Genomic DNA, 12008 nt, shown 5'->3' on the forward strand with positions numbered 1-12008 from the left:
AGCAGCCGTTGAAGCCTTGCTCGCAAGGCGAAGGGTTGCCAGCAGGCACGGCAGCAGATTGTGGCCTTCGCTTTGCGAGCAAGGTTATTCGCTTCGCCGCCCTGCCGGGCGTTACTCCGCTGCGCTACGTTCCAACGGGTGTTTCCCCGCCAATGTCCAGTATGCCGTTGGGTACATGAAGCGTGTTGCGTGTTGTCGCTTTAGGTACAATGCGCGCCATGAACCATAAAACCATCGAACAGACCGTGGGCAATACGCCCCTGGTTCGCCTGCAGCGGATGCCGGGCGATACCACCAATACCATTCTGGTGAAGCTGGAAGGCAACAATCCTGCAGGCTCGGTGAAAGATCGTCCGGCCCTGAACATGATCATGAAGGCCGAAGCGCGGGGCGAGATCAAACCCGGCGATACCCTCATCGAAGCCACCAGCGGTAACACCGGTATTGCCCTGGCCATGGCCGCCGCCATGCGTGGCTACCGCATGAAACTGATCATGCCCGCCAACCAGAGCCAGGAACGCCGCGACGCCATGGCAGCTTACGGCGCCGAGCTGATTTCCGTGACCAAGGAAGAGGGCATGGAAGGCGCTCGTGATCTGGCCCAGGCCATGCAGGCCCGGGGCGAGGGCAGGGTGCTGGACCAGTTCGCCAACGCGGACAATCCCATGGCCCATTATGAAAGCACCGGCCCGGAGATCTGGCGTGATACCGACGGTGGCGTTACCCACTTTGTCAGCTCCATGGGCACCACCGGTACCATCATGGGCTGCAGCATGTACCTGAAAGAGCAGAATCCGGCGATCCAGATTGTCGGCCTGCAGCCCACTGAAGGCTCGTCCATCCCCGGCATCCGTCGCTGGCCGAAGGAATACCTGCCGTCCATCTACGATGACTCCCGGGTAGATCGGGTAATGGATATGGATCAGGCCCTGGCCGAACACACCATGCGCCGGCTGGCCCGGGAAGAGGGCATTAGCTGTGGTGTCTCCTCCGGCGGTGCCGTTGCCGGGGCCCTGCGCCTGAGTGAAGAGCTTGAAAACGCCGTCATCGTGGCCATCATCTGTGACCGCGGCGACCGTTACCTGTCCACGGGGGTGTTCCAGCAAGAAGCCTGACGCTGGATGCCCGCTACCTGAAGCGGGCCCTTGCCATTTTGGAGAGCTGAATGAACGTACTGGTATTCGATATCGAGACCATCCCCGACCTGGACGGTGGACGACGCATCTATGACCTGGACGGTCTGAACGACAAGGACACAGCCAGTGCCCTGTTGAACCTGCGCCGCCAGGAAAATGGCACCGAATTCCTGCGCCTGCATCTGCACCGTATCGTCGCCATTTCCGTGGTGTTGCGCTCCACCCAGGGCGTCAAAGTCTGGTCCCTGGGAGACGAAGACAGCACCGAGAAGGAGCTGATTGAGCGCTTCTACGACGGCATCGACCGCTTCACGCCGAACCTGGTGAGCTGGAACGGGGGCGGGTTTGATCTGCCGGTGCTGCACTACCGGGCGCTCAAGCATGGCGTGCAGGCCCGTCGTTACTGGGAAACCGGTAATGAAGACTCCAGCTTCAAATGGAACAACTACCTCAGCCGTTACCACCAGCGCCACCTGGACCTGATGGATCAGCTGGCCCTGTTCAACGCCCGGGCCAACGCCCCGTTGGACCAGATCGCCACCCTGCTGGGCTTTCCCGGCAAGATGGGCATGAGCGGCGGCAAGGTATTCGATGCCTTCCAGGAAGGTAACCTCAAGGGCATTCGCGACTACTGTGAAACCGACGTGCTCAACACCTGGCTGGTCTACCTGCGCTTCCAGCTGATGCGCGGCGAACTGGACCCCACCGGCTACGAGCAGGAACTGACCCTGCTGAAGGATTACCTGAAAGCCGAAGGCCACCCGCACTTCCTCGGCTTCCTGGAAGCCTGGCAGGGTTAACCAGCCCTCCCAAGAATTCGTTGGAGCCTTGCTTGCAAGGCGAAGGGCCCGGTATACCCCTTCGCCTTGCAAGCAAGGTTCCAACAGCATAATCGATGACAAGAGATCTTCATGGCCCGAAAACGCAAGCAGCTACCGGAAACCCCGGAACCCGCCAGCATTGAATCGCTCAGCCACGACGGCCGCGGCATTGCCCGCCGTGATGGCAAGACCACCTTTATCGACAACGCCCTGCCCGGCGAAGAGGTGATGTTCAAGTTCACCTACATGCGCAGCAAATTCGACGAGGGTAAGGCAGTTGAAATCGTCCAGGCCTCGCCGGATCGGGTGGAGCCACCCTGCCAGCACAGCACCCTGTGCGGTGGTTGCAGTCTGCAGCACATGAACCCGGATGTGCAGCTCGCCCGTAAGGAAGCCGTACTGCGCGAGCAACTGCAGCACTTCGGTGGGCTGGAACCGAAAGAATGGCTGGCACCGCTTACCGGCCCAGTCACCGGCTACCGCAGCAAGGCCCGCATGGGCGTAAAGTACGTGGAAGCCAAAGGCGAAACCCTGGTGGGCTTCCGGGAAAAGCGCAACAGCTTCATCGCCCAACTGCAGCAATGCGAAGTGCTGATTCCATCCGTGGGCCATCGCCTGTCTGACCTGCGTACTCTGATCCACGGCCTCAAGAGCCGCAGCCGGATTCCGCAGATCGAACTGGCCGCTGGCGACGACGAGGTGGCGTTGATCATCCGCCATCTGGACCCGCTGCCCGATGAGGATCAACAGGCCTTCCTGGATTTCTGTCAGCCTCTGGGGTGGCACCTGTACCTGCAGCCTGGTAACGAAAGTACCGTGCATCGTATCTGGCCGGCGCTCACCGGGGCGGAGAACGAAGAGCGGCTCCACTACCGCCACCCCTCCGCCGATGTGGAACTGGCCTTCCATCCCACGGATTTCACCCAGGTAAACGCGGAGATCAACCGCAAGATGGTGCCGTTGGCACTGGACTTGCTGGACATCTCCCCGGACGACACCGTGCTGGATCTGTTCTGTGGCCTGGGGAACTTCACCATCCCGGCGGCCAAGCGGGCCAGCAAGGTGGTGGGCGTGGAAGTGAGCAGGGCCATGGTCGAACGTGGCTACGAAAATGCCCGCCGCAATGGCCTGGAAAACCTGGACTTCCACGCCTGGGATCTGAGTCAGGATGTGGCCGGGCAAAGCTGGGCCAACCGCAAGTATGATCGTGTCCTGATTGACCCGCCGCGCACCGGCGCGCTGGAAATGATGAAACTGATGCCCCGCTTTGGTGCGAAGCGGATCGTCTATGTATCCTGCAATCCGGCTACATTGGCGCGCGATGCCGGGGAACTCACCGCCCTGGGGTACCGTCTGAAAGCGGCGGGTGTGATCGATATGTTTCCTCACACCACCCACGTGGAATCCATCGCGGTGTTTGAGAAGAAATAACATGCGCCGGACGCCAGACGGCGGACGCCTGACGCGGAGATGTCTTCTGCGTCAGGCGCCTCGCGTCAGGCCTCCGGCGCCTCGGAGAGGATCATGGTAACAGTACGCCGCCCCACAGAAGGAGCTACCGGTCACTGGCGTGACTGGCTGGCGCACCTGGATACCCGGGCCCCGGTGCGCAACGGCGAGGCACTGGAGCAGGCCTGTGAGCGGGCGGAACAGTGCCAGATGGCCGGCGAAGCCGCCGGTCGCCACTGGCCCTACGGCAAGGGCTGCCTGGATATCGGCCTGGAAATGGCCGAGGTGCTGGTGGACCTGGGCGCCGATACGGACGTACTGCCCGCTGCCATCCTCTACCGTTCCGTGCGCGAAGGGCAGATATCCCTGCCGGAAGTGGAAAAGGAATTCGGCCCGGACTTGGCTCGCCTGATCGAAGGCGTGCTGCGCATGGCCGCCATCAGCACCAACCTGAACCCCACCCGCAAGGCGGTGCTCGGCCAGCAGGATGGCCAGCTCGACAACATGCGCAAGATGCTGGTGGCCATGGTCGACGACGTGCGCGTGGCCCTGGTAAAGCTGGCCGAGCGCACCGTGATCATCCGTGCCGTGAAGGAATCCGAGCCCGAGCGCCAGCGCAAAGTGGCCCAGGAAATCTTCGACATCTACGCGCCGCTGGCCCACCGGCTGGGAGTCGGGCAGCTCAAGTGGGAGCTGGAGGATCTGTCCTTCCGCTACCTGCAGCCCGGCGCCTACAAGAAGATCGCCAAACTGCTCGACGAAAAACGCCTGGCCCGGGAACAGTACATCGATAATGTGCTGGAGCAGCTGCGCGGCTACCTGGAGAAAAACGGCATCCACGGCGCCGAGGTCCATGGCCGGGCCAAGCATATCTACAGCATCTGGCGGAAGATGCAGAAAAAGCACCTGGAATTCGGCGAAGTCTATGACGTGCGCGCCGTGCGGGTGCTGGTACCGGAACTGCGTGACTGCTACGGCGCCCTGGGCATCGTCCATTCACTGTGGCAGCACGTGCCCAAGGAATTCGACGACTATATCGCCAGCCCCAAAGCCAACGGTTACCAGAGCCTGCACACCGCCGTGGTCGGCCCGGAACGCAAGATGCTGGAAGTGCAGATCCGCACCTTCACCATGCATGAAGAGGCGGAGCTGGGCGTGTGCGCCCACTGGCGCTACAAGGAAGGCGCCAAGAAGGGCAAGAGCGGCGTCAGCGATTACGAACAGCGTATCGCCTGGCTGCGCCAGGTACTCGAATGGCACGAAGAACTGGGCGAAGACAGCCCGGACACCATGGTGGACGAGCTGCGCCACGGCCTGGTCAGCGACCGGGTCTATGTGTTCACCCCCGAGGGCCACGTGGTGGACCTGGAAGCTGGTGCCACTCCGGTGGATTTTGCTTATCACATCCACACCGAAGTGGGGCACCGCTGCCGGGGCGCCAAGATCAACGGCCAGATCGTACCGCTCAACTACACCCTCAACACCGGCGAGCAGGTCACTATCCTCACCGCAAAAGAGGGTGGCCCCAGCCGCGACTGGCTGACCCCGTCGCTGGGTTACGTGGCGACGTCCTCGGCGCGGGCGCGCATTCACCAGTGGTTCAAGCGCCAGGATCGCGACGTCCATATGATTCAGGGCAAGGCCATTCTTGAGAAAGAGATGTCCCGCCTGGCTCTGGACAAGGTGGACCTGGATGCCCTGGCCCCGCACCTGAACCTGAAAACCGGAGACGACGTGCTGGCGGCCCTGGGCGCCGGTGATCTGCGCCCCGGGCATGTGGTCAATCAGGTGCAGGCCCTGCAGCCGGATGACAGCCAGAGGGAACTGGACCTGGTGCTGTCCAAGCCCAAGGCCTCGAAAACCGGCGATGTGACCATCCAGGGCGTGGGCAATCTGCTCACCCACATGGCCGGCTGCTGCCAGCCGGTCCCCGGCGACCCGGTCATGGGCTTCATCACCCACGGGCGCGGCGTCACCGTACATCGGGCCGACTGTGAAAAACTGCTGGCCATGCAGGGTGATGACCCCAACCGGGTCATCGAAGTCACCTGGGGTGAAGCGGACCGCATTACCTACCCGGTGGATGTCTTCCTGCGCGCCTGGGATCGCCAGGGCCTGCTCAAGGATGTGATCGCCGTACTGGCCAACGAAAAGGTCAACGTCACTGCTGTCCACACCCAGTCCCACCAGGACGACAACACCGCCACCATGCTCCTCACCCTGGAAATCGCCACCCTCGGCAACCTGGGCAAGGTGCTGGCCAAGATGGACCAGCTCAAGGGCGTGCTTGAGGTGCGGCGGTACAAGAAATGATCAAGCAGTTGACAGTGGACAGTTGAAAGTTGATAGCTAAAACAAGCCGTCCTGTGATTTTTTTGGAGTTTGGCTGTCAACTGTCAACTAATCCCCCAATGTTGATCACACGCAGGGCCGCTACCAAATCAGGGGAAAGCATGCCAAACCACTCCATAGACCAATTGCTATCCATCATGGCCCAACTGCGCGATCCTGACAGCGGCTGCCCCTGGGATGTGAAGCAGGACTTTGACTCCATTGCCCCCTATACCATCGAAGAAGCTTTCGAGGTGGCCGAGGCGATTGCCCAGCGGGACTACCCGGAATTGAAGGAAGAGTTGGGGGATCTGTTGTTGCAGGTGGTGTTCCATTCCCAGATCGCTCGGGAGCGGGGACTGTTCGACTTCAACGACGTGGTTCAGGTGCTGTGCGACAAGATGGTGCGTCGCCATCCCCATGTGTTCGGTGAGTCGGATGCTGCCGACGAGCAGGCGGTGAAGGTCAACTGGGAGGCCATCAAGCAGCAGGAGAGGGCTGCCAAGGGCAGGGAGCACGACAGCGCCCTGGATGGCGTCCCCGCGGGCCTGCCAGCCCTGCAACGGGCCGCCAAGGTACAGAAGAAAGCTGCCAAAGTCGGCTTCGACTGGCCGGAGACGGCGCCGGTACGCCGCCAGGTGGACCATGAACTGGCGGAACTCGATGAGGCCCTGGCCAGTGGCGACCGTGCTGACATTGAGGATGAATTCGGCGATGTGCTGTTCACCCTGGTAAACCTGTCCCGCCACCTGAAACTGGACCCGGAACAGGCCCTGCGCAAGGCCACCGCCAAATTCGAACGCCGCTTCCGGCAAATGGAGCAGGACCAGCCAGAACCACTCAATACCCTGGACGACGACGCCCTGGAAGCCGCCTGGCAGCAGGCGAAAAAGGCGGGGGAGCTGTAAGACATTACTGTAGGAGCTATGCTTGCATGGCGAACCGCGCTTGCGCGGAAATCGCCCGCAGGGCCTGATTCGGGGGCGATCAGGAATCCCAAAACTCGACAGGCCTCTCCAAACAATGACGGATAGCCTTAATCTTTGCCGCCTCGCCACGTCAGGTTCGCCATGCAAGCATAGCTCCTACGATAAGGTGAGTGGTTCGCCTTTATGGCTGAAAGTTCCCTCTGAAACAAAAACTTCACATTTGAGCAACTTTTCCGTCACTCTAACTCCCCATACTGCGTCACCAAGCAGTAACAAAGCCTGTTTGCGCAGGGGTAAGCAGTACTGTTTAAAACGTCTGAATTGCCTGATTGAGGGAGAACCAAATGAAGAAGCAAATGTTAGCAGTTTTGGTCGGGGCGGCTGTTGCCAGCCCGGCAATGGTTATTGCAGACGAAGCGTCTACGCGCGGCAATCTGAAAATTGTATCCTCTGACGGCTCCTTCGAGGGTTCTGTTGGTGGTCGTATTCATTTCGATGCTTATGCTTTTGATAACGACCTGACTGATTCAACAAGTACTTCTGAGTTTCGTCGTGCCCGTATCACCCTGAAGGGCAAGCTGTATAACTGGGGCTATGTCTTTGAAAACGACTTTGCCGGTCAAAGTGGCACCACGGGTACCGGTTTCCGTGACATGAACATCTACACCAAAGTCGGTCCCGGTAAACTGACTATTGGTCAGTTCAAGCCTTACAGAAGCATGGAAGAAATCACCAGCTCCAACGATATCCTGATGATGGAGCGTCCTTACGCTTCCGCCACGGGTATCTACAACGGCCGTCAGTTCCAGCAAGGTGTTGGCTATTTGATCTCTGATGACCAGTACACCCTTGGTGTAGCGGGTTTCAATACCAAGTCAGCTGGCGATAACCGTAACGAGGGTCTGGGCGGTTCTGCCCGGGCGACATTTGCACCGATCATGCAAGACAACATGGTAGTGCACATGGGTGCTTCCTACTCCGTGGAAAATGCTAACAGCATGACCACCGCTTTCGAAGCCGAGGCTGACTATGTGGGTCGCCGTGGTCCCAGCGAGACGATCGCTCTGACCACAGATGGCGAAAGTGTCAACACTGTCGGTCTTGAAGCCGCCATTTCAGCGGGCCCTGTGTTTGCGCAGGCTGAATATGCCATTGCAGATTTTGGCAATGCCACCGGTGATGATGAAGAGGTTCAAACCTACTACATCCAGGGTGCGTATACGCTGACTGGTCAAATGAAGCCGTACAAGTCCAGCAAAGGTGTCTTCACCACTGCTAAAGGCAACAACATTGTCCAGCTGACAGCACGTTATGACTACATTGAAAACAAGGATGTAACAGACTTGGAAGCAGAAACGACCAGTGTTGGCGTGAATTACTACCTCAACCCTGCCATGCGCTTCATGCTTAACTACGTGATGGGTGAGAATACCCTCACTGGTGATGAGTCCAATCAGGTGGCCCTGCGTGCCCAGATGGCATTCTAAAGCATGTCTTAACAAGTCTATTGACGCAGTCTTGCCCTGATTCAGGGTATTTTCTAGAATCGAGCCTCGTTTGGGGCTCGATTTTTTTGTTTGGAAACGGATGGGTTCCCTGTACATGCAGCTGTTCGGGTTATTCTTGTCTGCCGGTAAGGATTATTGTTTTCAGTCAAAGGGCGTCCTTCCTCGATGCCTGAGAGACGTGCCTGCCGGTTTATTGGCCTCTACCCTGAGCCCAAACAGGGGTCGTGAGAGTGACATTGGGGAACGAATTTGTACAAAAGAAAAATTGTTGCCTTTTCCTTCCTGAGTATTGTTCTCGTCGTGCTGGCGGTTATTACTATCGTTTGGTCATCCTTTGTGACCGCGAAGCAGATCCAGCAGATCAATATGGCGAACTCTCTGCTTTCTGAGCACCTCAAGCTCTCTAGTACCTCATATCGTCTTTTCAAGCAGCTTACCGACGAGATTCTCTTTGGGGACCAGGCAAATCAGGCAAAAGTGAGAAACAAGAGGGCGCTAGTTTCCGAATCTCTGGGGAAAATCAAGGTTCTGGAGCGCCAGCAAAGAGAAACAGCTGGAGAGGAATATACTCAGGGCACTATAGAGGATACAGATGACCTTGAGAAAATCATCGATTCGATTATCTATTCACTAGAAGGTATCTCCAAGCTACCACTGAGTGAAATTGAAAATGAGATGAAGTTTATTCTCGAAGAGAAGATCGATGTTGAATTCAGAGACTCCATTAATTCCGCTGTTGTTCGACAAACTAATGTAGTCAAAGCATTCAATGCCCGTATTGATGCCATGAATGTAACCATATTCTGGGTTTCGATCGGCCTGGGGTTCCTCGCCGTTGTTTTGATGGGGGTGGGTGTCTGGGTACTGGTGAATTCCGTTACCCGGCCGCTTTCTGCAATCAGTGATGCTGCAGATGCTATTGGCAAGGGAGATTTCTCATACAGGGTTCCTCGCGGTTTCGACAAAGAATTTGACCAGATAGCGGTTTTATTTAATGTCATGACCGAGAAATTACAGATCCAGCATTTGTCAGAGGATCAGGCTCGTCTGGAACTGGAGTATAAAGTCTCACAAAGAACGACCGAGTTGATGGCGGTGAACGCAGAACTGGCCAAGAGTGACTCAGTGAGACGGAGCTTTCTTGCGGATATCAGCCATGAACTCAGGACGCCGCTGACCATTATTAGGGGCGAAGCGCAAGTGGCATTACGTCATGCAGACAGGGATTTGAGGGATTATCAGGATGCACTCACCTGTATCCATGAACAGGCCATATCTCTGTCACACCTGGTTGATGATTTATTGTTTGTGGCGCGTACAGACTCTGGAACCATGCGTATTGACAAGCGTAATGTTGATCTCACGGCTTTGGCAGATGAAGTTATCCGTGATATGCGATCCCTGGCTGACAAGAATGATGTCTCTCTTGAGGCAAGTTATCCTGTGCCGGTCTTCGCGGTCATTGACCCAGACAGGATAAAGCAGCTTTTTATCATACTGGTAGAGAATGCCCTTTCTTACTCGGGTGGGGGCTCATCAGTGAAGGTTTCCGTTTTGAAGCAACAGGGCAAGGCGGTTGTTCGTGTTACTGATGATGGCGTTGGCATCGATCCCAGGGATATTCCTTTCGTCTTTGAGCGTTTTTACCGAGGCGGAAGATCTTCATCCCGAAGTAAGGGGGTTGGCCTGGGTCTGGCTGTCGCAAAGTCGATCATTGATGCCCATGAAGGGAAAATTAATCTTGAGAGCGATTTGGGGAAAGGAACCTTCATTGAGATTGAGTTGCCGTGTGAAGAGAACGTATGAAGATTCTTATCGTAGAAGATGAAGAAAGGCTGGCTTCTTTTTTATTCCGGGGGCTCAAGGCTGAGGGATATTTTTGCGATGTGGCTACGGATGGGGAAAAAGCCCTGCAAACATGTCTTTCGGGCGACTACGATCTGGTTATCCTTGACCGTATGCTCCCCAAGAAAGATGGCATGTATGTTCTGACTAAAATCAAGGAAAAAAAGCCGGAAACCAAGGTCTTGATGCTCACAGCCCTGGATGATACTGAAGACAGAATTCTGGGGTTAAGGTCCGGAGCGGATGATTACCTGGGCAAACCCTTTGATTTTGAGGAGCTTCTTGCGCGGATAGAGGCGCTCTCCCGACGGTTTTCCCAGCATGCTGAAGACTTGCTGAAGTCGGGTGATGTTGTCATGGATGTCGACCAGCGTCTGGTGTGGAAAAACAACATTGTGGTCAAGATGACACAAATGGAGTTTGATCTTCTAAGATACTTTTTGACTAACCAGGGAAAGGTTCTTTCGAGAGAGAAGATATTGTCGCGAGTTTGGTCAAACAGCGAAGACCCCATGACAAATATTGTCGATGTGTATATTCGTCGAATACGAGTCAAATTGAATGACGATGGCTCTTTCATCGAAACCGTCCGAGGCGTTGGGTACCGGGTCTCGAATTCTGATCAACGTTAATCTTCTGTTAATGTTGCCTAAAGTACCTGTTCATGGCTGTGTCGATAGAGTAACTCCTGAAACTTAACAGGAGTCAATTCATGAAAATTCAGTCTCTATTCACTTTCTCGGCTTTGTCTCTTTTTTCCGCTTCTGTCTACGCTTCCGGCATTTCGGAGGCCAATATCATCGAGGCCCAGAAAAAATGGGGCGAAGGCATTGTTGAAATCGGTAAAGTCAAAACCGATGGTGGTGATTACACCGAAGCGGCAAAAGAACTGATTGATGACCTGTACGCGTACGACCATGGATCGGTAGCCTTCAAGCCTACCTTGGCAGCCGACGACCAGTTCCGTGGTGACGTTGATGAAGCACTGAGCTACTTCGTCGGTGGTATGATCGAAGAAGACAAGGGCTTCGCCATCAAGCCCTGGACCAATGTCCGCTTTGAAAATGAGGAAGTGATTATTAACGGCAATCAGGCCATTGCCATGGGAAATTACTTCTTCACCACCGTCGAGGGTGAAGAAGTCAAAGTAGAATACAGCTTCGGTTATACGCATGTGGATGATGAGCTGTTGATCAACCTGCATCACTCATCCCTGCCGTACGCGAAGTAATTTCTCCCTCCTCAATCTTGAAGCATTGCCGCCCACGCAAATGGGCGGCTTTTTTTGTTTTGACCTGTTACCCCTCGCAACTCCAGCACTACCTACCCGCCGCGTGAACTACTCTGGCAGGCCAGCGAAGCCGTTGGAGCCTTGCTCGCAAGGCGAACCTCAGCCGTGGATTACGTCGATTATCTCAACTGACCTACAGCGTTTGGTCCATTCTGCTGTCGTTTACGCTTTCATCTACGGCGATGATTTCGGTATGACATATCGATATCAAACACAGCGATTGAGAGGAGGGCGCGTATCTATTACCGGCCAGGTCTATCTGGTGACATGTACGACCCGCCATAGATATCCCCACTTTGCCAATCATCTCCCGGCCCGAGAGGCTTGCCGGACAATCCAGAGTCTTGACCGTATGGGAGCCAGCCACACTTGGTGTTTTGTGGTGATGCCGGATCACTGCCACTGGCTGTTTTGCCTCAATGGCAAATATTCACTTGAGCAGACGGTCAGGATGTTCAAGGGTAAATGTTCTCGTCTGGTGGAAGTTAATCTCTGGCAAAAGGGGTTTCATGACCGCGCCTTACGTTCGGATGAGGATCTCTTGCCTATCGCTCGCTATGTCATCGCCAACCCGCTCCGAGCGGGATTGGTTGAGCGTGTAGGGGAGTACCCTTATTGGGATGCGGCCTGGCTATAAATTGTCGCGGTGAGTGAAGACACTGGCTATGTCAGTTAATGGAGCCCTTCGCCTTGCGAGC

At 56.1% G+C, this 12008-nt stretch carries 10 protein-coding genes; all 10 read left to right on the forward strand.

The genetic code is table 11. The annotated features are described in order from the left end of the window. Positions 1-218 precede the first annotated feature (218 nt). The 10 genes from cysM (at position 219) to T9A_RS08170 (ending at position 11947) form a co-directional block, all read left to right on the forward strand. Positions 219-1115: a cysteine synthase CysM gene (cysM, locus tag T9A_RS08125; protein WP_035246904.1), complete on the forward strand. Its 897-nt coding sequence runs from the start codon at positions 219-221 to the stop codon at positions 1113-1115. A gap of 50 nt (positions 1116-1165) precedes the next feature. Next, the gene (locus T9A_RS08130) at positions 1166-1936 is read left to right on the forward strand and encodes a 3'-5' exonuclease (RefSeq protein ID WP_035246819.1); all 771 of its coding nucleotides are present in this window, start codon (positions 1166-1168) and stop codon (positions 1934-1936) included. A gap of 111 nt (positions 1937-2047) precedes the next feature. Continuing rightward, the gene (rlmD, locus tag T9A_RS08135) at positions 2048-3388 is read left to right on the forward strand and encodes a 23S rRNA (uracil(1939)-C(5))-methyltransferase RlmD (protein WP_035246821.1); all 1341 of its coding nucleotides are present in this window, start codon (positions 2048-2050) and stop codon (positions 3386-3388) included. 93 nt (positions 3389-3481) lie between these two features. Beyond that, positions 3482-5719 (forward strand): GTP diphosphokinase, encoded by a 2238-nt coding sequence (relA, locus tag T9A_RS08140; protein WP_035246824.1) that lies wholly within the window; start codon positions 3482-3484, stop codon positions 5717-5719. A 140-nt stretch (positions 5720-5859) separates the two neighbouring features. Continuing rightward, positions 5860-6645 carry a nucleoside triphosphate pyrophosphohydrolase gene (gene mazG / locus T9A_RS08145; RefSeq protein ID WP_035246826.1) on the forward strand — a complete coding sequence of 262 codons (786 nt, stop codon included), beginning with the start codon at positions 5860-5862 and terminating at the stop codon, positions 6643-6645. Between the two features lie 365 nt (positions 6646-7010). Next, positions 7011-8153 (forward strand): OprO/OprP family phosphate-selective porin, encoded by a 1143-nt coding sequence (locus tag T9A_RS08150; RefSeq protein WP_035246829.1) that lies wholly within the window; start codon positions 7011-7013, stop codon positions 8151-8153. A gap of 270 nt (positions 8154-8423) precedes the next feature. Beyond that, complete coding sequence (locus T9A_RS08155) at positions 8424-9980, forward strand: sensor histidine kinase (protein WP_035246830.1); 1557 nt, start codon at positions 8424-8426, stop codon at positions 9978-9980. Then, a complete protein-coding gene (locus T9A_RS08160) occupies positions 9977-10651 on the forward strand; it encodes a response regulator transcription factor (RefSeq protein WP_035246833.1) in 675 nt (224 codons plus the stop codon). The genes T9A_RS08155 and T9A_RS08160 overlap by 4 nt, the downstream gene beginning before the upstream one ends. Before the next feature lie 80 nt (positions 10652-10731). Beyond that, on the forward strand, positions 10732-11250 hold the full coding sequence (locus tag T9A_RS08165; protein ID WP_035246835.1) for a metal-independent carbonic anhydrase family protein: 519 nt from the start codon (positions 10732-10734) through the stop codon (positions 11248-11250). Between the two features lie 253 nt (positions 11251-11503). Further along, positions 11504-11947: an REP-associated tyrosine transposase gene (locus T9A_RS08170; RefSeq protein ID WP_035246906.1), complete on the forward strand. Its 444-nt coding sequence runs from the start codon at positions 11504-11506 to the stop codon at positions 11945-11947. Positions 11948-12008 lie beyond the last annotated feature (61 nt).

This window comes from Alcanivorax jadensis T9 (genome assembly GCF_000756655.1).
GTDB lineage: Bacteria > Pseudomonadota > Gammaproteobacteria > Pseudomonadales > Alcanivoracaceae > Alcanivorax > Alcanivorax jadensis.